This window comes from Lacrimispora sinapis (assembly GCF_043633585.1).
GTDB lineage: Bacteria > Bacillota > Clostridia > Lachnospirales > Lachnospiraceae > Lacrimispora > Lacrimispora sinapis.
Genome location: NZ_CP141832.1, coordinates 828,852 through 854,025, shown reverse-complemented (window position 1 = coordinate 854,025; position 25,174 = coordinate 828,852). Strand labels below are relative to the sequence as shown.

The window sequence follows — 25,174 nt, the reverse complement described above, 5'->3', positions numbered from 1 at the left end:
TCACCCGGAATAATAAGTTACGTTGGTCGATGCACAGACCAGGGCTATGGTAATTACAAACAGCAAAACACCGGATGCTGCAATGGACAGCAGCATCTTGTGGCCTTTGGCGATATCGGAAATACAGGAAACAATCCTCTTGTCGCAGACCGGCTGGAGCAGGGCTGCCACGCACTGGTAAAGCAGCATAAGCACCACCAGCTTAATCAGGGGAATGGCTATGATGACAATCAGGATTACAATACCGGCAGCGCCAATGGTATTTTTAATAACCACCCCGGACCCCAGAACCATCTGTGCAACGGAGTTTACTCCCTGTCCGATTCCCGGCACCGCTCCCAGCAGCTTCTGGACCGCCCCGGTTTTCATGGAATCCACATAAGGAAGAACCATGGCCTGAATGACCTGGAAGCCAAGCACGACTCCAATCAGTGTTTTTAAACTCCAGGAAATAATCTGCTCCAAAAGCTCAGTCATCTTTGAAAGCATGTCTTCCTTTGCAATATGGCCCGCCATGACAAGAAGGGCATAGACACGGATCAAAGACAAAAGCACATTTCCCAGCAGCCACTGGACTCCGGCAATGACAAACAGCGTAAATCCATAGGAAGCTGCTGCCGTGGCACTCCCTCCTGCAAATGCCACCGCCAGAAAGTAAGCCGGGAGTAACGCCTTCATAAAGCCGATGATCTGGCCGACCACATCTCCTACTATGGTCACGCTGGTAAAAAAGCTGGCGGCAAGATAGGTAAACAGCAGTAAATAGGTGACAAAGAAACCGGTCTCTGAAATCTGGCTTCCCGTAAACACACTGGAAAAATTAGAAAATACCGCCCCAATGATTCCAAGTATGATAATCTGTCCCATCATATGGCCATTGGTTTTTATTTCTCCCAGCAAAAGCTCTTTTATGGCATTTCCTACTTGTCCCATGACCTGATCCAGTTTTCCTGCCATCAGCTGTTTCATCAAATCCTTAAACGAAAGATCCAGCCCCTGTTTTCCATTCATGCGGTCCAGAAACGTCTGGATGTCCGACAGATCATACTGATCTAGGTCAAGCTCCCCGCTCTCTGTTTTGTCTTCGGGCATGTCCGTTCTTAAATCCGCTTGTGACGCAAAGCAATTCATGGAAACCAGGAACAGGAATATAAGGCACAGCAGGAATCCTGTGATCTTTTTCATGGCCTTTCTCCCTCCTGTCATGATAAGAATACCTGCAGCGTCTCAATAAGGGCTAAGAGAATGGGCATGCTGACCGCCAGCACAGACAGCTTTCCAAAGATTTCAATCTGAGTTCCTACCGCTCCGTAACCGGCATCCCTGCAGATGCCTGCTGCAAACTCTGCGATGTATGTAATGCCGATCATTTTTACCAGTGTGGATAAATAAATGTTGTTGATCTTAATGTAGGACTGAATCTCCTTCATGGTATCAATGATGGTGGTAAGCTTTCCCATTCCGTAGAAAAAAATAAAAAAGCCTGCCGCCATAACTACATAGGTTCCATACTCTCCCTTTATTCCTTTTAAGGATACTGCCAAAAGCACCGCCACAATTCCTGTCACGGCTATGGTAACTACCGTCATGCGCTCACCTACAATGCAAACAGATTTTTAATGGATTCAAATAACTGGTATATGTAAGGCACAAGCCAGAACAGCACCAGGACCAAACCGGCAAGACTTGTTAAGAATGCCTGCTCTTCCCGCCCGCTGTGTTTTAAAACCTGGCAAATGACGGAAACCAGGATTCCAACTGCCGCAATCCGAAAAATCAAATTGACCCCCATGCGATCCTCCTTAATACATTACAATGGTCAGGAACAGTCCGCCCATGATGCCAAGAGTGGTGTAAAGACGGCTTTTTTCCTGCTTATGTTTTCTCAAATAATTGATGGCTAAATCCAGTTGCTCCAAATAAAGCAAAATGTTTCTTTCCTGCATATCCATATCAAGGTAGCCCAGATGTTCTCCCAGCCCCTTTAGATTCTGTTTGTCCTCTTTGGACAAACAGACTTCTTTCGGCAGTTTATCAATCTCCTCCTGCCATACGGTAAAGAAAGGTTCTGCATGCTGTTCCATCAACCGGTCCGACACTGCCAAAAACAAATCACCAATCCCGCCTCCTGCCTTTTTTCCGGTTCTTTCAAAGGCCTCGGTCAAAGGGGAATTGGCATAGACAATTTCTCCTTTTAATAGGAAGATCATTTTCTTAAGCTTTTCCAGGGTCCTCAAATGTTCCCCCCACTGGGCCGCCATGTAAAATCCCAGCCCGGAGGAGGAAATAATAACCAGTGCCGCTCCCAGCAGCTTAAAAAAGGTTCTACCCATATGCCCACTCCTGCCTGTCCCACCGCCCTTCTGCCGGATGAAGCGGTGCCTTATATAACTGGGTTCCCCGGGAGTCGTAAATCTGATCAATGTTCCCGATCCTTCCCCGGCAGTTTAAGACCACATACCGCTCAAAAACCCGTTCCTCCACCAGCTTTCTCAATACCGGCTTCTGCTTGATATCATCAATGGAACTTCCGTGGACCGTTGCAATCAGTTTGCAGCCGCAGTTCATGACATATTCCATGGCTTCCAAATCTTCCCTGCTTCCGATCTCGTCCACAGCAATCACTCTGGGAGACATTGTACGGATCAGCATCATCATGCCTTTTGCTTTGGGACAGCAGTCTAAAATATCGGTCCTTATTCCAATCTCATTCTGAGGGACCCCCTGATAACAGGCTCCAATCTCAGAACGTTCATCAACCACCCCCACCGTAAGGCCGGGATACTCTTTGGTCCCGTTGGATACCTGCCGGATCAAATCCCTAAGTAAGGTGGTCTTTCCGCACCTTGGGGGAGAAATGATCAGCGTGTGGCAGATCTCTTTTCCTGCCCCATATACATAAGGAAGAACCGGTAAGGCACAGCCCTTGATCTGATGGGACAGCCGGACATTGATAAAGGATATGTACTTCATGGTCTTGATGCCGGACTCATCCAGAATGGTCTTTCCCGCAATCCCGATGCGGTGACCGCCCGGTATGGTGATAAATCCCTGCTTCATCTCCTCTTCAAAGGCGTACAGGGAATGGTTGCTCATGTATTCCATGGTTTCCTTCAGTTCATTTTTTGCAACCAGGTAAGCATCGGCCCTTTCTTTGCTTAATGCTCCGTTTTGAGACACATAATATTCCTCGTTTCGGTACACCAGCAAAAGAGGACCAGCCGCCCGGAGCCTTATTTCCTGGACTTCCTCAAAGTCTGCGGCTACCCGGCTTAGAATCTCTCTTACGTTCTTAGAAAATATATGAATAAGCTCGTCTTTCCTTTCCACCATCATCCCTCCTCTTACCTCAATATATGTAAGGTGGGACAAATTATTCCTTAAAAACGTTTGTCCATTTCTGCCCTTTTTCCATATTAAAAAAGCACATCAGGCTCTTGATTCCAAACCTGATGTGCTTGCTTTTATTCGTTTATGATTCTTCTGATAGACTGGACCGGCATAAAATCATAGTTGGATATCTTGATCCCATCCTTTGGCCCGCTTGCGTGGATCAGCTTATAATCACCTGCATAAATCCCGATATGTCCTATGTATGCGATCAAATCTCCCGGCTTTGCATTCTCAATGCCGTCCACTTCAACCCCTGCTTTTCCCTGCTCCTGAGAGGTCCTGGGTAAGTTCACTCCAAATTGCTTATAGACGCTTAAAACAAACCCGGAACAGTCCGCGCCCTCTGTCAGGCTTGTCCCTCCATAGACGTATGGGTTCCCCAGAAACCGTCTGGCATAATTAGCAACCTCTGCTCCTTTGGCTGAAGTAAAGCCCGGGGAATAAGGACCCTTTAAATTCACTCCCGGTCCGGCCAGCTTTTCAAAGGGCATTGGAGGAACCAAAGGAATGGCTGAATTTGTAATGGTATCCGCCTTTGCCGGAAAGCTGCCCGCAAGTATCATGGCAAAGCCGGAAAGCAAAACTGTGGTCAATGTTTTTTTCTGCATAGATTCTCTCCCTATATGGTTTCTTCTATATTCCCATTTCCATGGCTTCTTCAAGCAGAAACCTGTGGTAAGTCACATGATTTTCATGAAACTTTAAATAATACCGGTAATAATCGAAGGAGGCATCTTCAAAAAATATGATATAGTCGCATTCCTCTTGTGAAGACTTTTCACAGATGATCCTGCCATTTGAATATTTACCGAAAACACTTAGAATATCGTCCAGGGTGGCGTGAGGCTTTTCTACCGTTTCAATAAATTCCCTTAAAAATCCGTTGTCCTCCACGTTGTTGTATACATAATCCACACCTTCTGCAGGGATCTCAAAGCAGAAGCGTCCCTGGCTTTTGGTGATTTTAAGCCTGCCCAGCTTGTCCTTCGTATATTCTTTAAAGCCTTCCATAAATTCTTTCGTTTCTTCTTTTGAATCACCGCTTATCTTCACTATTTTGCATAGGGCTTTTTCCGGATAATAAAACCGGATGGCCTCTTTTTCATAGCCTAATTTAATCTGCACTTCTTTTATCGAATTCATGAGCATTTGCTCCAGAAAAGCATATTGCATATCCGTTCTCCCAACTGTAAGCCTGTCCTTTGTCTGGCAGCTCCTTTGTCTATTATAGACAGTCATACCCATACCAGTCAAGTAGGTTTCTATTACTGATGGAGCCTTCGGATAATTTTATAAATAATCGCTCCTTCCATGACCAGGGGCTGGGAATGGGCAAAAAATACGATTCCTTCCGCAGGCGCCAGGATCTGGCTGATCACTTCTCCCTCCATGGGATCATAAATCTCTGCCAGCACATCTCCCCGGCTTACCTCCTGTCCCGGCTGAAAATGAGGGCAGTATATGCCAGCACAGTCTGTCCGGACACTGGCCAAGTCCTGTTCCCGGAGAACGGAGGCGATATAACCGCTGTGGCTGGCGTATCGGATCAGCCCCATACGGGTCAAAAAACGCAGCACCGAAGCAACTGCCATGTTCGCAGACGGCTCGTCGATTTTATCCGTGCCGCTGGTATAGATGGAAAACGCATTGGTGTTAGAAAGCTGCCAGTTGTAATTAAGTGTTACCTTATCAATGGGCTTTGCCTCCCGGATAACCACATACGGAAGTCCGAATAAATTGGCAAGACTGGGATTTTGATGTCCCGTATCCATCATACGCACGTGAGGAATGAAATCACCGGGAATATAAAAACTGGTAAACTGGATTCCATAGCTGTATTCCTTGGCTGCCTCAAAAATTCCTGCCGCAATCCGCTTGGTGGTCTCTCCCTCCCTGTCTCCCGGAAACATCCGGTTGATGTCCGAATCATCGGCAGACCAGAATCTTTTTCCCAGATTGATGGAGGATGTATTCATGGTCGGAATAACCAGAATCTCATTGCCTTTTACGATGGCTCCCCGTTCTTCCAGCTCTTTTAGCTTCCGGATAAGCTGGGAACAGATGTAAAGCTGCTGGATCTCATTGCCCCGGCACGCTCCCACGATACAGGCGGATTTATCCCCTTTTCCAAAATGATACCCGTATATATCCATGTTGTCCCGGTAAAGGTTACTCAGGGTGAAAACAACCTCTTTTCTCATGCTTCTTCCCCTCCCAACACTCTGGCTAAGAGGGAACCTGTGGATACCACCGGATATTCTCTTAACGTAAATACAAGTCCGGATATGGGTGAAACGACTTCTTCCATAATCGTTCCGTCCAGGGGATTTAAGATCCGGCCCATAGGCTGTCCTTCCTCTACGATCCCAAGATGCTCCACCAGGGGAATAAAAATCCCCGGTTTCTGTGCATGTAACAGTCCCAGTTTCCGGTTTAAGGAAATCATGGGGTCCTTTGGTGTAATGGTCTCCCCCTCCCAAATGCCAAGCTCCTTCATCAGACAAAAGATCCCATCGGTCAGCTGGCGGCCGTAGCTTTTGGTGATCCGCATCCCGACGCCCATCTCCACCACAAACGTGGGGACACCAATGCTGTTCAGACCATGGGAAAGAGTGGACTCCAGCACCACCGGACTTTCGTGAATCCACACCAGATCCACATTCATCAGCCTTGCATAACGGATCAGAGAATCTGCCCGCTTTTCGCTCATACGAATCTGGGGAATCTCTCTTACAAATATGCTGCTGGCGTGAATATCCACACAAAAATCAGAACCGGATATATCCGCCATGATCCGGGAGGCGATGTGCTCTGTCACCGCCCCTTCCTCATCTCCCGGAAAGATCCGGTTCATATCAATATCAAAACCGGGCACCCCTCTGGTAATGGAATCCAGTCCCAGAGGATTCAGTGCCGGATAAATGTCTACAATGCCTTTTAAATGCTCTATATTTTCCTGCAGAATACGGTTTAACTCATAACACACAAACTGTCCTTCCAGTTCGTCACCATGAACTCCGGTCACGATGCTCAGCCGTTTTTCATTTCCTTTTCGTACCGGCGGCTGAATCCTGTTCTTATAGATGTTCCAGTTTTCCCCTACTGCCAGCCCCACAGATACAACCGTCTCTATCATAATTTTCCTCACCTTTTGTTTCTGCTTTTTCTTATTTCAACAATAGAACAGGCTTTGACAAACGTCAAGCTGTTTCTTGCACAAAAAGAGACAACGGATGCGAAAACAGCACCGTTGCCTGTTAAATAATATACCGTTTTTTTAAGGTTTTGTCAATGCACCCCTAAGTTCCATTGGCTTACGAACCTTGCATTTATTTAATCGGATGCATTTATTTATGGTACGGCTCTCCATTCATAATCCGGTAACTGCGGTAAATCTGCTCCAGCAAAATCACCCGCATCAGCTGATGGGGAAAGGTCATGGGGGAAAAGCTCAGTTTATAATCTGCCCGCCTTAAAACGGTTTCTGAAAGTCCCAGGGAACCGCCGATTACAAACACGATCTGGCTGGTTCCTCCCACACCCAGGGCACTGATTTTTTCCGACAGCTTTACGGAACTTAACATCTCACCTTCAATGGCCAAAGCCACCACATAGGAACCATCTTTAATAGAGGAAAGAATCCGCTCCCCCTCCTTATCCTTGATCTGGCGCTCTACTGTTTCACTGGCATTGTCCGGTGTCTTTTCATCGGCCACCTGAACGATATCCAGCTTACAGTAGCGGCTCAGTCTCTTTGTATATTCTGCAATGGCGTCGGTAAAGAACTTCTCCTTAATCTTACCGACCGTAACCAAAGTTATCCTCATTGGAATCTCCTTATCCGTCAAGCTCCTTCTTCATCATTGCAATCAGGAACCTGGTTACATCTCTTACTGATTTTTTCTCTCCGTTTCGGACTTTGCGCACCACTTTTCCTTCCGGCTTTCTGTTGATGTGATACACGATGCGTAAAAATTCTTCGGCTTCGTCCCAGGCTTCCCGGCTTTCCGGAATCAAGTCAAGTCCCATTTGAAAGACATGGAACATCCCCTCATAAACGGACAGGCGGTGTTTCACACCGGCTTTTTTCAGTTTTTCCGCCAATGACAAGGTATCACTTAAAAGAACCTCATAGCTTCCTGCCTGCAACAGAACCGGCGGAAATCCATCAAATGCTCCAAAAAGCGGTGATAGATAGGGATCTTTGGGGTCAGACGCTCCGATATAGGAGGAATCGTACAGCATATTCCGGGTGGAGTTTCCAAACAAGGGATCAATTTCGTAATTTGTCTTATGACTTTCTCCGCTGTTGGTTAAATCCGTCCAGGCTGACATGGTGATGAAACCTCCGGGCAAAGGAAGGTTATGATCCTTTAGATACAGACCTAACGCCAGGCCCAAGCCTCCGCCTGCCGAATCTCCTGCAACCACAATGTTCTCCGGCTCATATTTTTTCTCATTCAAAAGCCATTCATAGGCTGCTACGGCATCAGAAAGCGCCGCCGGATAGGGATTCTCCGGTGCAACCCGGTAATCCGGGGTGAGTACGTCCCCGCCGTAGCTGATCTTGGAATACCGGACCGCAAATCTCCGGTAAATGTTCTTCATTGGTCCAATGTATCCTCCCCCGTGAAGCTGTAAGATGACACGTCCGGTCACCACGCCTGCCGGGCATAAATATTCCATGTTAAAAGTTTCTGTTTTAATGATCTCATATTCATAGCCCGCGGGGCAGATCCAGGCCGGCTCCACCGGTTTTTTCCTCAGCTCACCGGTTTGTATCGGTTCTTTTAAGGAGGTTTCCATAACATTCTGCATCATTTCTCTCACCAGATTTCCCCTTACACTCACTTTTTTTCTTCTCAATGAAAAGACAACTCCTTCCTGTCTTTATACATGAAACCGCCGCTTTAATTCATTTTTAAAACTACGGTCCCCTAGTACGATGGTGACTGCTAAAATGAGCACAGTCACGGAAACGGTCGCAATGGTAAGAGGCAGCCTGGTAATCAGTCCAGCTGCCCATAGAATGGGCGGTATAAAACTGAATACCGTAATGGCAATCTGGTACATAAAATAGCTCTGCCAGTTCATCCGGTTTACCAAAATCAAAAACACCACCGCCACATCCGCAAAGAGAATGGTGCTGGGAACTCCATAATTCAACGACCAGCCGCTATAACCAGAGGAATAGTCAATGGTCACCCACAGCACAGCCGCGGCTGCCGACTGGACTAAAATCTTTGATCCCAGATTGGCATGGCGCATCAGAGAATAACGGACCGTCATAGCCGCATAAGCCATCAGTCCAATGGCAATGACAGACCACATGGAACCGGAGTAAGTGACATAATTGATGACCCCAAGGACCGCAGCCACAAACAGCATCAATCCATAAAAAACATTGGCAATCATCTTCAGCTTTTCCTTGTCATAACGGATATGAGGATACCGCCCTCTGTCATCCCGATTTCCAGGAACGCCGTTGCTTTCTAACTCCACAGCAATCCCTTCGTCTCTTAAAACAGAAAAAAAACGGTCCTGAAGCCTGGTATCCTGAAATACAGAAGTAAAAGTCACCACCACCTCATCTTCATAGGCGCAGACCGCGCACTTCATGGGCTGTCTTTTGGAAACTCCGATCAGCATATGAAACCTTTCGATGTCCTCTTTGTATTCCTCTAAAATATTGATAGGACCGATGTTCGATAGGGTCATGGTATATGCTTTATCATTCTTTCTGAAAATCAGGTTTAACGCCGCCCACTTTAAAAACAGGGGCGTGATACGCAGATACCACTTCTTTTCATTGGAGACATTGTAGGAAATCACTTCCTCCAGCTTTTCCTTTGTAATTTTATGATCCATCTGGTCGCTCACTGTCTTTAATATTTCCGTAAAAGTATGCTCTTTTCCATCGGAAAGAAATTCAATCAGGGTGACGGCAAAAAAATTAGCCATAGTCTTGGAATCAAAAAAGGTCCTCAAATTAATGGGAATGCTGATTCCAATCGGCTGGCTGCATGCCCTTTTCCCCAGATACTCCTGGTAAATGGCCCAGATAAGAGCTGCAGTAAGGAACCTGGTTATGCTGACTTTGTAACGCCTGGCTGCCGCCTTTAATTCCTTTAAGCTCATATAGCCATGAAGGATGTTCTCCTCATCAAGGGGAAGGACCTCTCCTTTGATACGAAATGCTGCCTTGGAACTATATTTGCGCTTTAAGGTCTTTTTGTAATGACGGACGTAACTGTCCTCCACGTTCATGGAAATATCCGAAGATATCTTCTGATCAAAATAATGCCCGGTCCGGGAACCGCTTTTCAAATCCAGGTACCGGTAAACCAGTGCTTTTAAAAAGTTGACAGCGCCCAATCCGTCGGTGATGGCGTGAAACACTTCTAAATTAATCCGCCTGTCATAATAACTGACCCTAAATAAGTACTGGTGGCTGCTTCTGGGTTCGATATATTTACAGGGATACGTAGTCTCCCTTTCTATTACGGGCATACGCTTGTTGTGCTCAAAATAATACCAGAAAAATCCTCTCCCAAGCCTTACGGAAAATCCTTCAAACTGTGGAAGAATCTCTTCCAGAGCGCTCTGCAGGGTCCCCGGGTCCACTTCTTCCTTTAAAGTAGCCGAAATTCGGAATACACTGCTTAAATTTTCACTTGCTATAACAGGAAAAATCTTTGCCGTATTGTCAAGCCTTCTCCATCTCTCTCCCTGTGGACTTCGTTTCATCCGGTCTGTGCCTCTTTTCTGTTCCCAATTCTACTGGTATTTCAAAGGGATCTGATTCCCTCATTTAGAAAAAGGCGGATTTCCCCGTAGCCGGCAGGAAATCCGCCTTTTTTATTTCCTAGACACGGAAATAATATCCCACGCCCCATTTGGTATGCACGTATTTGGGATCACTTGGACTGGGCTCGATCTTCTCTCTGAGACGCCGTACATGAACGTCTACGGTACGGACATCTCCTGTGTCCATGGCCTTATTCCCCCATACAAAGGTAAGAAGCTGTTCCCTGCTGTAAACTTTCCCTGGATTGCAGGTAAGAAGCTCCAATAAGTCAAATTCCTTGGCGGTTAAATTGATCTCTTTCTCTCCGATAAAAACCCGTCTGCTGTCCCGGTCCAGCTTTAAATCGCCTGCCGTAACCAGGCGGCTTTCATCCTGGCGGTCCCGTCTGCCCTTCTTGGCATTCCGGCGCATAATCGCCTTGATCCTCGCCTTTACCTCAAGAATGTTAAACGGTTTGGTAATGTAATCATCCGCTCCGTATTCCAGGCCCAGAATCTTATCCATATCATTGCCCTTGGCTGTCAGCATGATAATTGGCATCTCGGAAAATTCCCGGATGGCCTGACACACTTCATAGCCATCGAACTTGGGGAGCATGACATCAAGAAGCACCACATCATATTCTTTCTGCTTTGCCAGACCAATGGCCTCCTCTCCGTCATACGCACAGTCCACTTCCATACCATCCTGCTCCAGGCTGAACCTCATCCCTTTCACAATCAGTTTTTCATCATCCACTACTAAAACACTTGCCATCTCACACCTCTGTCTTCTATATTAAACCGTTATGTCGTCTTTTATCTTCTGAAATGCTGAATCCTTGATTCCGGATACCTTCATAATATCCTCAATCTTTTTAAATCCTCCGTGGCTGTCCCTATATCGTATGATATCTTCTGCCCTGGATTCTCCAATGCCCCGCAGGGTCATCAGTTCTTCTTTGACTGCCGTATTTAAATTCACCTGATGCTTTCCCTGAGAAGAATCTGCCGGATTTTTGTTTGCCGACCGGGCTTCCTGCCTGCTTAACACGGTGATCTTCATACCGTCTCTGATCCGCTCCGCCATATTCAGGCTTTCTGCGGCCGCGTTCGCGGTAAATCCTCCGGCCTTTTCCACCGCCTGAAAGACTCTGCTTTCCTCGGAAAGTTCATAAACACCGGGAGAAACCACTTCCCCACAGATATGTACATAACAGGGCAGCGAAGCAGCTTCTCTGGTGCTGCGAAAACCGCTGCCCTGATCTTCAGTCTCATCGGAACCAGAAAATTCAGGCTTTTGGGGGCCTGCCGCTGCTTCCTCTGTGACAGGCATCTCCTGCAAATCAATTCCTTCTGTCCTGCTTGTTTGAATCCTGCTGTAACTGTAGCATATACCGGAAATCAAAACACATAAAATAATGACCGCGATTTTCGCTTTCTGGTACTTCATGATATCCCTCCTATTACAAAATTATGCAAAAAAGGATACCATCTTCAGCCTATGTTATTATTCTACCGAAAGAAACAGGTAAATACAAGCACTATTTCAAATTAATTAAATATCATGATTCCGATGATTGCAACGACGGCACCGATGAGTTTTTTCCACTCAAACCCAACTCTTTCCACGCCGAACAATCCAAAAAATTCGATTCCGTAAGCCACCAGGATCTGGGAAACCACAATGACGATCGTAGCTTTTGCCGGTCCCAGAGTTCCCATGCTTTTTACTACGGTATAGGTGATAAATGCTCCGATGATTCCTCCCACCAAAATATATTTTGGCTGCACCTCCAAAAGGCTTGATATATTTTCCCGGCCCGAAAAATACCATAAAACAATACAGGTTATAAATGCGCTCAGCTGTACCCAGCCAGTAGCCACCCACATGCTGGTCTGTTTGGTTACTCCTGTATTAAAAACCCCCTGAATGCTCATAAGTGCCCCTGATATCAAGGCGATCATAAAGCCTATCATAAAGTACCTCCGTATCCAATTTTCTTCTATATCCTAGGTTGTGCTTTATTTGCTTTTTTATGCAAATATTATCATTAGACACGAAATGGATACCGTTTTTAAGAAGCATAAAAGCCAATAGCCGCGCAGCACTGACAAAAATCAGCGTATACGCGGCTATTGGTATCCGATAAAATCTATGAAGTCCTTCTGTAAAAATATTACAGGGTCTTTTTTATTTTCCTTCCGTATAAGCGGATGGCTGTAAAAAGGGCGCCCAGGCCGCAGATCAGAGCAGCGATCACATATACGCCTTTCATGCCATAGATGAATATATCATCCCGCCCTTCAATGTAATTGGACACGTTATAGCCGATTTTGGCACTCATCCGGCTGTACAGGATCAAAATTGCAAAGGACACCCCGCTGATCATTCCCAGATTTCTGATGAGGGCGTTGACACTCCCGCATATTCCCAGCATGTTTCTGGGGGCCGTTGACATGGTCAGGGAATTGTTGGGTGATTGGAACAATCCGTTTCCGACTGACATAATGGCCAGATATGCAATCAGAAGCTTTATATCTGATGTTTCTGTCAGCGTTGACATAAGCCCTAATCCGGTTCCAGTGAGAATCAATCCCACAAAGGTCAGGATCTCAGAGCCTATCTGATCCGACAGATGGCCGCTGACCGGTGCTACCACCGCCAGAATGACCGGAGATACCATAAGAATGAGTCCTGTCACTGCCGAAGAATATTTAAGGGTATTCTGCAGATAAAACGGCAGGATGATGGTGGAGCTGCTGATGGCTACAAAGGATAGAAACGCACAAAATATACTGATGGAAAATAAGCTGTTCTTAAACAGCTTCAACGGCAGGAGGGGGATCTCGGTTTTCCGTTCCAGCAGCAAAAACAGGAGAAAGGAAACGGCAAATAAGACCATGCCCCCCACAATAAAGGGATTTCCATAGCCATATTCTTTTCCCAGGTTCATGGATAAGAACAAAGACGCAATGGAAATACAGAACAAAATGGCTCCTTTTATATCAAAAGGCTCCGCTGTACTCTTCTTGGCAACTGGAAGTATTTTCATTCCCAAAATATACACGAAAATTCCAATTGGCACGTTAATCAGGAAAATATATTCCCATGCAAAGGAATGGATGATGAAGCCTCCCAGGGGCGGACCTGCCATGGAGCCCAGCGCCACCGAGGTCCCGGATATTCCAAGGGCTTTGCCTCTTTCATGGACGGGAAATATCTGAGTGATGATCCCCTGGTTGGTGCCCATGGCCGCAGAAGCGCCAAGAGCCTGGATCCCTCGGGAAATGATCAGTTGGGGAAAGTTATGGGATATGCCGCATAATAAGGACCCCAAAGTAAATACCAAAACACCGTACAGGAAAATACGGGTCTTTCCAAAAATATCACCCAGGCGTCCGAATATCAGGATGGTTCCTACCACCACCAGCAGATAAACCGTCACCACCCAGGCAATTGCTTCTGAACTGACGGACAGAAGCTGTGACATCTGAGGCAGGGCCACGTTGACAATGCTGCTGTCCAGCGTTGCCATAAAAGTAAGTAAAACTACATTCACCAAAATAAGCATTCGGTTTTTATACACGGTTTCATTTGTTTGTTCCATTCATGATCTCCATTCTTCTTTTTGTACGCTGCGAAGACGTCTTGCTTCCTGCAAAACAACATCGAGCATTCGTAACAGTTCTTCCTTTTCTTTTTCCTCAAGACCTGAGGTAATGGCATTGTTCCAGATAGACAGCTCTCTGTGAATTTCCGGAATGATGCGTCTGCCCTGATCTGTGAGAGAAAGCTTATAGGCTCTCGTATCGTTTTTGTCCGCTTCTTTTTTAACATATCCCTTCTGGATCAGCTTTTTCAGTTCCCTTGCCGACATGGCTTTGTCCACATTCAGCTCCCGGCTGATCTGATTTTGATTCATCCCGTCGTTGTTATTTAAAGTCAGCAAATAGGAACAGCAGCCGCTGCTTAATCCAAAAGGTTTCAGAATCTCACTGGTAAAAGCCTGGGTGCATCGGTAAATGCCGCCGGTGTATTTACTCAGCTTTCTATGCTCTTCTTTCATTGTTTCTCCTTTTTCCCGTTTTATTACCTGAAAATTGCACGCAAGCTATTATATTTCAAAATAGTTGATAAGTCAACTATTTTTTGACCAAACCTACTCATTATCACAATGGCACGTACTCAGGGAATATAATGAAAGAAAAAGCTATAAAAGGAGAAATTATGAAGACTCAGGCAGAACCCTTAAAAAGCATGGAAAAGCTGTACGAGGAGGCAGCTATCAACAGCCGCAATTATAAAATATATGAAGAAATGGGAGACCATTACCAGGAAGAAGGAAATGTAAAGAGAGCTTATCTCTGCTACGTTCACAGTCATTTTCTCTGTGACCAGGATAAGGAGGCTTTATTGCTGTCGGATAAGATCGAGGCGATCAAAAAGGAAGCGCCGGAGGATGTCCCACTGGTCACCATTATCATTCCTGCGGTCCCTGTACTGGCACAGATGGAAGCCGTTTTAAACGCCAGCCTGGCTCTAAAGGAAGACTGTAAAACAGTTATAGTCCTTGATATGGAAGAGAACCAAGAGGTGACGAACTGGCTTCATGGGAATCCGGAGCTTACGGTAGTCTCTGCCAAAGGGCTGTCCCCTCATGACGCCTATCAAAAAGCAGTTCAGAAGGCGGGCAAACACGATGATTTGTTGCTTCTTGACCGCGGCTCCGCCCTCTTGAGCCATGCCCTGTTTCATCTGCGCATGTCACTTTATAAAAATGAGGAAATCGGTGCAGCCAATGCGGTTACCAACGGTCCGGCTCAGGGGCTTACGGAATTTGTAACTCCGATCAAGCGGGCAGACGGATATGCCCTGGAACACAATCTTCCCGGCGATCACCACATGACTCCAAGTTTGATACCCACCTGCGGGTCTCTGTTAGTAAAAAGGGACTGCTGGGATAAGGTAAATGGCTTTGATGATTCCTTTTTAACCCTGGAGGTGGCCCAAAAGGATTTAAGCTTTCAGCTGCTTCAAACAAAAAAACTGACCTATGTCTGCCATCATGGCTATGTCTATACCTTGATCCAGCCCCAGAACAACTCCGCCCGCTGGTTCGACTACAATCATTTTTATGAAAAATGGAATGTGCGGCTGAACTACTCTCTTTTTAGCCGGCCAGATATTATCAGGCTGATCACCGATCCTGGGGAAACCCCCTTAAAGGTCCTTGATGTTGGCTGTGCCTGTGGAGCATTGCTCTTATCCATAAAAAACAAATATCCAAACGCAGACCTTCACGGCATTGAGCTGGACCCCGGTTCCTGGAACATCGCTTCCAAACTATTTCCCGTAACTCAGGGAAATGTGGAAGAAGACTTGGATTATCCTCTGGAATCCTTTGATTATATTATCTTTGGAGATGTTCTTGAACACCTTCATCAGCCGGAAGCCGTGCTGGTGAATATGAAACGGTATTTAAAACCAGGGGGAATGATTCTTGCCAGCATTCCTAATATCATGCATATTTCGGTACTCGGTGATTTGTTAAATGGAAAATTCACCTATCAGGACAGCGGAATCCTGGACCGGACCCATCTGCGTTTCTTTACCAAGGAGGAAATCGAAAAAATGTTCTCCCGGGCGGGATATGAAATTGCAGATATGGGGAATACCAGAGTGTGGATCAGTGACGACCAGACAAAACTCATCCAAACCCTCTGCACCATCAGCACAAGCAGGGCAGATGAATTTATGGCTTATCAGTATCTGGTCAAGGCAAAAAAATTATAGGAAACATTTCAATATGGTATTTTAAGTAAGTTTTATTAAATTCCATTGGAAATTTTATTGTACCGGATTACATTTTTCCGGTTGGTCAAACTGCATAAAAATACGCTTTGAAAGGATCGCTTCCTCCGTTTGATTCTAAAGAGGAGACTATCCTTCAAAGCGTGTTTTTATGCATAAAATATTCTGTATTCTTTATACAGTATCTCTTCTACAGCAAGCCGCCAGCACCAGATGCTTTGCAAGCACAGCGGTGGTCACCGCGCCTACTCCTCCTGGGACCGGAGTAGCCATGGAGGCGGTGCCTTCCAGGGTATCAAAATCCACATCTCCGCAGAGTTTTCCGTTCTCATCCACATTGATTCCCACATCAATCACAACTGCCCCTTCTTTTACATAAGAAGCATCAAGCATTTTTGCTCGTCCGGCAGCGGCTATGAGTATTTCTCCATTCCGACAGTTCTCTTTTAAATTTTCTGTGCGGGTATGGCAGATGGTCACCGTGGCATTTTCCTTTAATAACAGCATGGAAAGAGGACGTCCTACGACCATGCTCCTGCCTACAAGGGTGACCTTTTTCCCAGTCAAAGGGATCTCATTGGCCTTTAAAACCTCTACCACCGCTTCTGCAGTACATGGAGCAAAGCCGGAATCATCTCCTGCAAAGACCTTGGCAATATTAATGGGGGAAATGCCATCCAAATCCTTTTGGGGGTCAATCATTCGCTCAATGTCTTGTTCCCGGATCTGCTTTGGAAGGGGCCTTAAAAGAAGAATCCCATCAATGTCCCGACTCTCATTGATCTGGGAAAATTCCTTTTTAAAGTCCTGATCTGTAATATCTTCCGGAAATGCAAAGCATTCCGCTTCCAGCCCAAAGGCTGCCATCTTCTTTAAGGCTCCCCGTTCATAGGATAAATCATCGGGACGTTCTCCGACCCTGACTATGGCCAGCTTTGGAATACGTCCTGTATTCCCTTTTAACAGTTCTTCCACCTGTTCCTTAATTTTTGCAGACACTGCTGCTCCCTTTAATGTAATCACGGCTTTTTCTGCCTCCTTTATTCTGTCTTTAGCGCCGCTTCCACCTGCGTATAAATAGCATCTGCCCTGCGGATTCCATTCTCAGCCATGGTTTCTGCCATGGCATTTAATTCCCTTGCCTTTTCTCTCTGGAGCATGGTCTTTGTGTTGATGAACACATTCATCTTTGCCCCTAAAAGGGAGGCTCGGATAAACTGTACTCCTACTCCAACGTCACTGATCGCCATCCGGCTTCCCTTTTCCGCTAAAATCTCCATGTAATCCAGCGCTTCCAGCGACCGTTCCATAACTTCGATGGGTACCAGGGACGCTGCAAGAAGATGGCCTTCCAGAATCTTTTCCCTGTTCCTTTTTTCTTCTTCCGTTCCGGAAGGGAGTTTATAGGCCTCCGCCAGTGGGGCAAATACCGCTGCATCCTCATCGGCAAGCCTTAAAAACTCCTTTTCCAGATGGGAAAGCTTTGTCAGAATGGATTGCATCTCTTCCTCCACATCTGCATACCTTTTTTTCCCAAGAGTTAGGTTTATCACCATTTTCCCAAGGGCTGTTCCAACCGAACCTCCAAGACCAGCCGCTCCGCCTCCGCCTGGAGTGGGGCTTTTGGAAGAAAGCTTTTCAAGGAAAGAAGAAACCGTAAGATCCTGTATCATTTGTGAATACCGCCTTTCAGACTAAAAATTTTAATTTACATTATATAAGGCTTTTGAAAAAATTACAAGGCTATATGATAAGGTGTTTGATGGATAAGTCATCAAGCTCCGACCGAAGCCGTAGATCCTGGTATTTTGCAGCAAGGGGAGAAAATACCTTTAAAGTCTCCTCTGCCCTTTGTTTCCAGGTGGACGGGTCCACGAATTCTATGGTCCGCATGTTATGAAGCCGGTCCGCCAATGCGACCAATGCGCCGCGGTCATCCGTACAGGTGCCGGTCTGGTTGAATTCCTGATAAGATTGCAGAACTGCTTTCATCTCCTCTTGGTGCTCAAAATAACATCCATTTTTCTTATCCTGGAAAAAAGCATTAAAAAGCAGATCGTGAAGCAATCCGGCACAAACGGTTTCTATATCAGCACCCATATCCGCAAGTATAATTGCAACATTTAATGGGTGTGTCACATACGCCTCGCCGGAATATCTGGTCTGACCTTTATGGGCATTGGATGCCGCTTCGTATATACTTCTCAATTCTTCCGGGTGATATTCCGTCCCGTTTTCTGTCAAAGTCCGGCAAAGTTCTGAAAAAAGTTCCTCAGGTTCCTTATAAAACTCCATATTCTTTAATGACAATTCCATGATTTCTCCTTTCATTGAGACATCACGGAAATGGAAAGCTCTTAAATATACAGGGGAATAGCCAAACTGGCTGACAAATGCCTTGGTAAATCCGCCATGAGTTTCCCAGCCGTAATCCATGGCGGCGTCAAGGATTCTCCGTCCCCGACGGATCTCCCTTGCCGCAGCCAACAGACGACGCTGTTTTAGATATTCCATGGGGGATGCACCAACCTTTTCCTTAAAACATCTGGAAAAATACCAGGGGGAGTATCCTGCCCATTCACTCAAGCGTTTTACAGAAAGCTCTTCTTTTAAATGCTCCTCAATATACAGGGTGCATAAAACCGCCCATTCTTCTTTTTCCATTCCGCTGCCTCCTGTTCTGGTTTCCACGTGGTAACCTGATTATAGCAGAATTAAAAGAATCCGGCTGTTCCAAATTTGCTTTTTTAGAAAATACAGAAATGAAATCAAGAATGTTTTTTTAATACCGTTTCCAGCTTTATAAGCATGGCATCTACATGCTCCCTGCTGATGATAAGTGGGGGAACAAAGCGAATCACATTGGCTCCGGCACTGATGATAACAAGCCTTTCATTTAACAATGCGTCTTTTACAAGGGGCGCAGCGGGAACGGACAGTTCCAGTCCCTGGATCAGACCTAAGCCTCTGTGGGCGGTTATGATCTTATATTTCTGAGAAAGAGCCTCTGTCTGCTCCCAAAGATAATCACCCACTTCTTTTACATGGTCTACGATTTTTCGTTTTTCAAATAGTTCCAGCACCTTTGCGGCTGCGGCTGTCACAAACGGATTTCCGCCGTAGGTGGTTCCATGGTCGCCGGGGGACATGGCTGTAGCGGCTTTTCCGTGAGCCAGGAACGCACCGATGGGAACGCCGTTTCCAAGGGCCTTTGCTGCGGTCATCACATCCGGTTTTACACCATATTTCTGCCATGCAAACATGGTCCCGGTGCGCCCCATGCCGCACTGGATCTCATCGAGGATCAGAAGTGCGTCATGTTCGTCGCAGAGTTTTCTGACGCCTTTTAAGAATTCTTCCGTAGCGGGATAGATTCCGCCCTCTCCCTGAATGGTTTCCATAATCACTGCACAGGTCCTATCATTCATAAGGGCTTTTACACTGTCAAGATCATTGTATTCGGCAAAGCGGATTCCCGGAATCAGAGGCTTAAATGGTTCCTGGTAATGGTCATTGCCCGTAACGGAAAGGGCTCCCAAGCTTCTTCCATGAAAGGAGTGGTTCATGGCAATAATCTCATGATCGTGACTCTTATCCTTGTTATAAGCATACCTTCTGGCAATTTTTAAGGCACCTTCAATGGCTTCTGTTCCGCTGTTGGTAAAGAATACCTTATCCATGTCCGAAGCCTTTAAGATCAGCTCTCCCGCTTCCACAGCAGGAACGTTATAAAAAAGATTGGAGGTGTGGAGCAGTTTCTCCACCTGGCTTTTTAAGGCATCGTCAAACTCCTTGTCATGATAGCCAAGGCCCATTACCGCGATTCCTGCGGCAAAATCCAAATATTCCTTTCCATCGGTATCATAAAGGAACACTCCGTCACCGTGATCGAACACCACAGGGAAACGGTTATAGGTCTTATAGATTAATTCTTCCGCTTTTTCCATATACTCCTGTTTACTCCGCATGATAATAACGCTCCTCTCCCGGACTTATAATGGCAGTTCCGATTCCTTTATTGGTAAATATCTCAAGCAGCAGACAGTGAGGAATCCGGCCATCCATGATATGTACCCTGGAAACCCCCTGTTTCATCGCATCAATGCAGTTTTGAAGCTTTGGGAGCATTCCCCCGCCAAGAGTGCCGCTGCCAACAAATTTCTCCGCTTCTTCAATGGTCATCTCGGAAATCAGGGAATCCTTATTCTTAAAATCCCGGTAAACGCCCTCCACATCAGTCAAAAAAGCCAGTTTTTCCGCTTCCATGGCTGTTGCAATGGCACAGGCGGCATCATCTGCATTAATGTTATACGTTTTAAAATCTTCATCAAAACCAATGGGGCAGATAATGGGAAGAAAGTCTTTTTCCAGCAGCTCGTTGATGATCTGAGGGTCTACTTCCGTAATATCGCCCACATAGCCGATATCCTCTCCATTGGAAAAACGCTTTTTACACTTTAACATCATGCCGTCTTTTCCGCTGATTCCCACGGCCTTGATGCCAAGCTCATTGACAAGCTGCACCAGGCTTTTATTCACCCGGTTTAAGACCATCTCAGCGATTTCCATGGTTGGCTCATCCGTCACACGAAGGCCCCCTACAAAGTGGGAATCCATGCCGGATTTTTCCACCCACTTGCTGATTTCTTTTCCGCCTCCATGGACAATGATGGGTTTAAAACCCACCAGCTTTAAAAGAACCACATCCTGAATGACCTGCTTTTTCAGTTCTTCATCCACCATGGCACTGCCGCCGTATTTTACCACAATGGTCTTACGGTTGAATCTCTGGATGTAAGGAAGGGCCTCAATGAGTACTTCCGCCTTCTGCATGATGCTTTGATCCAATTCCATATTTCTTTCCTCCCTTATTTCCGGTTATGAACGGTAATCTGCGTTGATTTTCACGTAATCAAAGGTCAGATCGCAGCCCCATGCCGTGGCTGTGGCTTCTCCCATCTTGATATCTGCTGTGGCAGTCACTTCCGGTTCTGATAAAATCTTTGTGGCTTCTTCTTCGCTGTAGGGAAGAGCTACCCCATTTTCAATAATTTTCAGCTTGCCTGCGGCACTTTCAAAATATAAATCCACCTGCTCCGGATCAAACTGTGCTCCCGAATAGCCCATGGCACAGAGAATCCTGCCCCAGTTGGCGTCATGGCCAAAGATGGCCGCTTTCGTAAGGCTGGAGGTGATGACTGATTTTGACAGGGTCACTGCCTGTTCCTTTGTCTCTGCCCCGATGATCTTTACTTCAAATAATGCCGTACAGCCTTCTCCGTCTCCTGCCATCTTTTTTGCCAGGTATTCATTGACATAGTGAAGGGCTTCTAAAAAGGACTGGTAATCTTCATTCTTTTCTGTGATCTCAGGGTTTTCTGCCAATCCGTTTGCCAGAAGGAGAACCGTATCATTGGTGGAAGTATCTCCGTCTACAGAAATCATGTTATAGGTATCCCTCACATCCTCGCTGAGGGCCTCCTGCAAGAGTTCCTTGGAAATGGCCAAATCTGTGGTAATGAAACTTAACATGGTACACATGTTGGGATGGATCATGCCGGAGCCTTTGCACATTCCGCCCACCGTAATGGTTTTTCCTCCCGCAGTGAACTGAACTGCCACTTCTTTCTTTACCGTATCCGTGGTCATAATGGCGGTTGCGGCATCCGTACCGCTTTCAAGGCTTTCATCAAGCACCGGGATCATCGCTTCAATTCCCGCTTTGATGCGGTCCATAGGGAGCTGCATTCCAATGACTCCGGTCGATGCCACCAGTACAGAATCAGAAGGTATGGAAAGACACTCTGCTGCTGCCTTTGCAGTCTCTTCACAATAGGTATCTCCTTCCTTTCCGGTACAGGCATTGGCAATTCCTGCATTGACAACGATGGCCTGGATAAAGGGAGCATGGTCTACCATTTCCTTATCCCATTTAACCGGAGCTGCCTTTACGAGATTGGTGGTATAGGTTCCTGCCGCTCTGCACGGTTTTTCACTGTAAATCAATGCCATATCTTTTCTGTTCTTATATTTGATTCCTGCCGCCGTGGAAGCTGCTTTAAATCCTGCCGCTGCCGTTACTCCTCCGTTAATCTCTTTCATATCGCTTTTCCTCCATGTTTTAAATAATTCTATATCCAGTAAATCCTTCTATCCGATAAAGTTTGTTACATTGTCTGTATTTAATGGGAAATCATAATAATTCAAATCTTCCCGGAACGTAAATCCCATGTCCTTCCAGAAGTTATTTCCCACCAGATTGGACCGGAATGCGATCAGGCTTACTTTACAGATTCCTTCTTTTTTAAGCCTCTCCACTGCTTCTAAAACCATCTGATGTCCCACGCCCTTTGCCCGGTATTCCTTTGCCACACACACATGGTAAAAACTTGCCCGGCGCCCGTCATGTCCGCTTAAAATGGTGCCTACGATTTTTCCGTCCTCTTCTGCCACCACACTGGTGCCTGGGTTTCGTTTTAAAAATTTTTCCACGCCTTCCCTGGAATCGTCAAGGGTTCGCAGCCCAAAGCCCTTGATGCCTGACCACAGAGCATAAACCTCTTTATAATCATTGACCGTCATGGTTCGTATTTCCATTGCTTTTTCCTCTATGAAATCCATCTCCTGTTTTCTTACGGAAACATGGGGATCAGTTTCAGTCCTTTCTCTTCCGGCAGTCCAAACAGGAGATTCATATTCTGCACCGCCTGGCCGGCAGCCCCTTTTACCAGATTATCCATGGCACCCATCATGACCACCCGGTTGGTTCTTTTATCCATTTTAAAATTTACATCAACGAAATTGCTTCCCTCCACCCATTTGGTCTGGGGGGTCACATCACCTTCCAGAACGCGGACAAACCGTTCATTTTCATAATAGTTTTCATAGGCTGCCCGTACCTGTTCTTCGGAAATGCCTTTCTTTAAGGTCCCGTAAGCGGTAATTAAGATTCCACGGTTCATGGGAACCAGATGGGGGGTAAAGCTGATGGTGACCGGCTTTCCGGCACCGTATGACAGCTGTTCCTCGATTTCCGGGGTATGGCGGTGAACCCCTACACCGTATGCCTTGATGTTCTCATTGACTTCGCAGTAAAGATTATCTACCTTTGCTCCTCTGCCGGCGCCGGAAGTCCCTGACTTGGCATCAATGATGATACTGTCATGTTCCACCAGCCCTTCTTTTAAAAGAGGGTAAATGGATAAGATGGAGCAGGTGGGGTAACAGCCTGGATTCGCGATCAGCCTGGCTTTTTTTATGGATTCTCTGTTTTGCTCCGGAAGTCCATAAACCGCTTCCTTGATATATTGAGGTGTTTTATGCACCATTTTATACCATTCTTCGTATACTGCCACATCCTTGATCCGGTAATCGGCACTTAAATCAATCACTTTTGTCTTTGATAATATAGTATCATTCAGAAGGGAAGCAAGAAATCCCTGGGGGGTTGCTGTAAAAATCACGTCTGCCTCTTCTGCCAATGCTTCTATATTATCATCCAGACAGGAATCCTCTACGAATCGGAACATGTTCTGATAAATGGAAGCATATTTCTGGTCCACATAGCTTCTGGAACCGTACCAAACGATCTCCACATCATCTCTTTGCAGTAACAGTCTTGCAAGTTCTCCGCCTGCATATCCGGTTGATCCAATGATTCCTGCCTTTATCATAATCTTCTCTCCTTTTCCTGTCTTGAATACGTTTATTCTTCACGTTTGGAAGCATATCCATACTCCTGCTTCCGGTAGTTCATAATTATACATCCCATCTGCATAATATGCAAGTTTTTTTTATATTTTTCATTTTACACTTGCATTACGGCCCGTTTTGGTGTATATTTATGAAAGTTCAACCGATTTATATTTAAATAAGGCAGAGGAGGATTCATTGATGAAAGAAAAAGTTATTTTAGCCTATTCCGGCGGTCTGGACACCACAGCCATTATCCCGTGGTTAAAGGAAAATTTTGATTATGACGTTATCTGCTGCTGCATCGACTGCGGACAGGGAAATGAATTAGACGGACTGGAAGAAAGAGCCAAATTATCCGGCGCTTCTAAATTATATATTGAAGATCTGGTGGATGATTTCTGTGACAACTACATTGTTCCATGTGTGCAGGCGAATGCCGTTTACGAGAACAAATATCTGCTTGGAACTTCTATGGCACGTCCTGCCATCGCAAAAAGACTGGTTGAGATTGCCAGAAAAGAAGGCGCTACTGCCATCTGCCACGGAGCAACCGGAAAAGGGAATGACCAGATCCGTTTTGAACTTGGCATCAAGGCACTTGCACCTGACTTAAAAATCATCGCTCCATGGCGTATGACCGATGTCTGGACCATGCAGTCCAGAGAAGACGAAATCGAATACTGCAAGCAGCACGGAATCGACCTTCCGTTCTCTGCCGACAGCAGCTACAGCCGTGACCGCAACTTATGGCACATCAGCCACGAAGGTCTGGAACTGGAAGATCCCGCCAACGAGCCTAACTATGACCACCTGCTGGTACTCGGTGTTTCCCCGGAAAAAGCTCCGGATGAGGGCGAGTATGTGACCATGACCTTTGAAAAGGGAATTCCTGTCAGCGTAAACGGGAAAAAGATGAAGGTATCCGATATTATTACCACCTTGAATGAACTGGGCGGAAAGCATGGCATCGGAATCATTGACATCGTGGAAAACCGCGTGGTTGGCATGAAATCCAGGGGTGTTTATGAGACTCCCGGGGGAACCATTCTCTTAGAGGCTCACCAGCAGCTGGAGGAGCTTGTTTTAGACCGGGCAACCATGGAAGTGAAAAAGGACATGGCTGGCAAATTCGCTCAGATTGTTTACGAAGGAAAATGGTTCACTCCTCTTCGGGAAGCGATTCAGGCATTTGTAACCTCCACCCAGGAATATGTGACCGGCGAAGTAAAATTCAAACTTTACAAAGGAAATATCATCAAAGCCGGAACCACCTCTCCTTACTCCTTATACAGCGAATCTCTGGCTTCCTTTACCACCGGTGATCTCTATGACCATCACGATGCAGACGGCTTCATCACACTGTTCGGTCTTCCGTTAAAGGTTCGTGCGATGAAGATGCAGGAAGCGGAAAAAAAGAAATAGGAAGTATATCGTAAGAGATATACAGTGAAAAACATGCAGTAAAAAATATTTCATGCAAAACAT

Annotated in this window: 27 protein-coding genes; 2 read left to right on the top strand and 25 right to left on the bottom strand. The window is 46.0% G+C overall.

The features are described 5' to 3' along the window. From VIG27_RS03910 to VIG27_RS03830, 17 genes are all read right to left on the bottom strand, one after another. Positions 1-1,185, bottom strand: a complete 1,185-nt coding sequence (locus VIG27_RS03910) for a stage III sporulation protein AE (protein WP_394525364.1) — start codon at positions 1,183-1,185, stop codon at positions 1-3. Between the two features lie 17 nt (positions 1,186-1,202). Further along, on the bottom strand, positions 1,203-1,589 hold the full coding sequence (spoIIIAD, locus tag VIG27_RS03905; RefSeq protein ID WP_394525362.1) for a stage III sporulation protein AD: 387 nt from the start codon (positions 1,587-1,589) through the stop codon (positions 1,203-1,205). Between the two features lie 8 nt (positions 1,590-1,597). After that, entirely contained in the window at positions 1,598-1,792 is a 195-nt protein-coding gene (spoIIIAC, locus tag VIG27_RS03900) for a stage III sporulation protein AC (RefSeq protein ID WP_394525360.1), read from the bottom strand. 10 nt (positions 1,793-1,802) lie between these two features. Further along, positions 1,803-2,333: a stage III sporulation protein AB gene (locus tag VIG27_RS03895; RefSeq protein WP_394525359.1), complete on the bottom strand. Its 531-nt coding sequence runs from the start codon at positions 2,331-2,333 to the stop codon at positions 1,803-1,805. Continuing rightward, on the bottom strand, positions 2,326-3,330 hold the full coding sequence (gene spoIIIAA / locus VIG27_RS03890; RefSeq protein ID WP_394527393.1) for a stage III sporulation protein AA: 1,005 nt from the start codon (positions 3,328-3,330) through the stop codon (positions 2,326-2,328). The genes VIG27_RS03895 and spoIIIAA overlap by 8 nt, the downstream gene beginning before the upstream one ends. A 134-nt stretch (positions 3,331-3,464) precedes the next feature. Continuing rightward, positions 3,465-4,001, bottom strand: a complete 537-nt coding sequence (locus VIG27_RS03885; protein WP_394525358.1) for a C40 family peptidase — start codon at positions 3,999-4,001, stop codon at positions 3,465-3,467. 25 nt (positions 4,002-4,026) lie between these two features. Continuing rightward, entirely contained in the window at positions 4,027-4,566 is a 540-nt protein-coding gene (locus VIG27_RS03880) for a DUF3877 family protein (RefSeq protein WP_394525357.1), read from the bottom strand. A 92-nt stretch (positions 4,567-4,658) separates the two neighbouring features. Then, positions 4,659-5,594 carry a M14 family metallopeptidase gene (locus tag VIG27_RS03875; RefSeq protein WP_394525356.1) on the bottom strand — a complete coding sequence of 312 codons (936 nt, stop codon included), beginning with the start codon at positions 5,592-5,594 and terminating at the stop codon, positions 4,659-4,661. After that, positions 5,591-6,529, bottom strand: a complete 939-nt coding sequence (locus VIG27_RS03870) for a M14 family metallopeptidase (protein WP_394525355.1) — start codon at positions 6,527-6,529, stop codon at positions 5,591-5,593. Before VIG27_RS03870 ends, VIG27_RS03875 begins: the two co-directional genes overlap by 4 nt. 211 nt (positions 6,530-6,740) lie before the next feature. Then, complete coding sequence (gene rlmH / locus VIG27_RS03865; protein WP_394525354.1) at positions 6,741-7,220, bottom strand: 23S rRNA (pseudouridine(1915)-N(3))-methyltransferase RlmH; 480 nt, start codon at positions 7,218-7,220, stop codon at positions 6,741-6,743. A gap of 10 nt (positions 7,221-7,230) precedes the next feature. Continuing rightward, positions 7,231-8,259, bottom strand: a complete 1,029-nt coding sequence (locus VIG27_RS03860; protein ID WP_394525353.1) for an alpha/beta hydrolase — start codon at positions 8,257-8,259, stop codon at positions 7,231-7,233. A gap of 24 nt (positions 8,260-8,283) precedes the next feature. Continuing rightward, the gene (locus VIG27_RS03855; RefSeq protein ID WP_394525352.1) at positions 8,284-10,140 is read right to left on the bottom strand and encodes a DUF6320 domain-containing protein; all 1,857 of its coding nucleotides are present in this window, start codon (positions 10,138-10,140) and stop codon (positions 8,284-8,286) included. Between the two features lie 118 nt (positions 10,141-10,258). Continuing rightward, positions 10,259-10,957, bottom strand: coding sequence for a response regulator transcription factor (locus VIG27_RS03850; RefSeq protein WP_394525350.1), 699 nt, complete (start codon positions 10,955-10,957; stop codon positions 10,259-10,261). A gap of 21 nt (positions 10,958-10,978) precedes the next feature. Next, entirely contained in the window at positions 10,979-11,632 is a 654-nt protein-coding gene (locus tag VIG27_RS03845; RefSeq protein WP_394525347.1) for a helix-hairpin-helix domain-containing protein, read from the bottom strand. 101 nt (positions 11,633-11,733) lie between these two features. Continuing rightward, positions 11,734-12,159 (bottom strand): DMT family transporter, encoded by a 426-nt coding sequence (locus VIG27_RS03840; RefSeq protein ID WP_394525346.1) that lies wholly within the window; start codon positions 12,157-12,159, stop codon positions 11,734-11,736. A 200-nt stretch (positions 12,160-12,359) separates the two neighbouring features. Next, positions 12,360-13,790, bottom strand: coding sequence for an MFS transporter (locus VIG27_RS03835; protein ID WP_394525344.1), 1,431 nt, complete (start codon positions 13,788-13,790; stop codon positions 12,360-12,362). Continuing rightward, positions 13,791-14,249 carry a MarR family winged helix-turn-helix transcriptional regulator gene (locus VIG27_RS03830; protein WP_394525342.1) on the bottom strand — a complete coding sequence of 153 codons (459 nt, stop codon included), beginning with the start codon at positions 14,247-14,249 and terminating at the stop codon, positions 13,791-13,793. It abuts the gene before it with no gap. Positions 14,250-14,410: 161 nt separating this feature from the next. Here VIG27_RS03830 and VIG27_RS03825 point away from each other — a divergent pair, with 161 nt between their 5' ends. Further along, complete coding sequence (locus tag VIG27_RS03825) at positions 14,411-15,976, top strand: methyltransferase domain-containing protein (protein WP_394525339.1); 1,566 nt, start codon at positions 14,411-14,413, stop codon at positions 15,974-15,976. 192 nt (positions 15,977-16,168) lie between these two features. Here the strand turns inward: VIG27_RS03825 and VIG27_RS03820 are convergent, their stop codons facing one another. From VIG27_RS03820 to argC, 8 genes are all read right to left on the bottom strand, one after another. Then, entirely contained in the window at positions 16,169-17,017 is an 849-nt protein-coding gene (locus VIG27_RS03820; RefSeq protein ID WP_394525338.1) for a bifunctional 5,10-methylenetetrahydrofolate dehydrogenase/5,10-methenyltetrahydrofolate cyclohydrolase, read from the bottom strand. 17 nt (positions 17,018-17,034) lie between these two features. Continuing rightward, entirely contained in the window at positions 17,035-17,667 is a 633-nt protein-coding gene (locus VIG27_RS03815) for a cyclodeaminase/cyclohydrolase family protein (RefSeq protein WP_394525337.1), read from the bottom strand. Positions 17,668-17,737: 70 nt separating this feature from the next. Beyond that, positions 17,738-18,658, bottom strand: a complete 921-nt coding sequence (locus VIG27_RS03810) for an HD domain-containing protein (RefSeq protein WP_394525336.1) — start codon at positions 18,656-18,658, stop codon at positions 17,738-17,740. 104 nt (positions 18,659-18,762) lie between these two features. After that, positions 18,763-19,962 carry an aspartate aminotransferase family protein gene (locus tag VIG27_RS03805; RefSeq protein ID WP_394525335.1) on the bottom strand — a complete coding sequence of 400 codons (1,200 nt, stop codon included), beginning with the start codon at positions 19,960-19,962 and terminating at the stop codon, positions 18,763-18,765. Beyond that, positions 19,952-20,848 (bottom strand): acetylglutamate kinase, encoded by an 897-nt coding sequence (gene argB, locus VIG27_RS03800; protein ID WP_394525334.1) that lies wholly within the window; start codon positions 20,846-20,848, stop codon positions 19,952-19,954. The genes VIG27_RS03805 and argB overlap by 11 nt, the downstream gene beginning before the upstream one ends. A 24-nt stretch (positions 20,849-20,872) precedes the next feature. Then, entirely contained in the window at positions 20,873-22,096 is a 1,224-nt protein-coding gene (gene argJ / locus VIG27_RS03795; protein WP_394525333.1) for a bifunctional glutamate N-acetyltransferase/amino-acid acetyltransferase ArgJ, read from the bottom strand. Between the two features lie 48 nt (positions 22,097-22,144). Next, on the bottom strand, positions 22,145-22,615 hold the full coding sequence (locus tag VIG27_RS03790; protein WP_394525332.1) for a GNAT family N-acetyltransferase: 471 nt from the start codon (positions 22,613-22,615) through the stop codon (positions 22,145-22,147). A gap of 11 nt (positions 22,616-22,626) precedes the next feature. After that, positions 22,627-23,667 (bottom strand): N-acetyl-gamma-glutamyl-phosphate reductase, encoded by a 1,041-nt coding sequence (argC, locus tag VIG27_RS03785; protein ID WP_394525331.1) that lies wholly within the window; start codon positions 23,665-23,667, stop codon positions 22,627-22,629. A 220-nt stretch (positions 23,668-23,887) separates the two neighbouring features. On the opposite strand from argC, the gene VIG27_RS03780 reads away from it, so the two are divergent. After that, entirely contained in the window at positions 23,888-25,111 is a 1,224-nt protein-coding gene (locus VIG27_RS03780) for an argininosuccinate synthase (protein ID WP_394525330.1), read from the top strand. Positions 25,112-25,174: the final 63 nt, after the last annotated feature.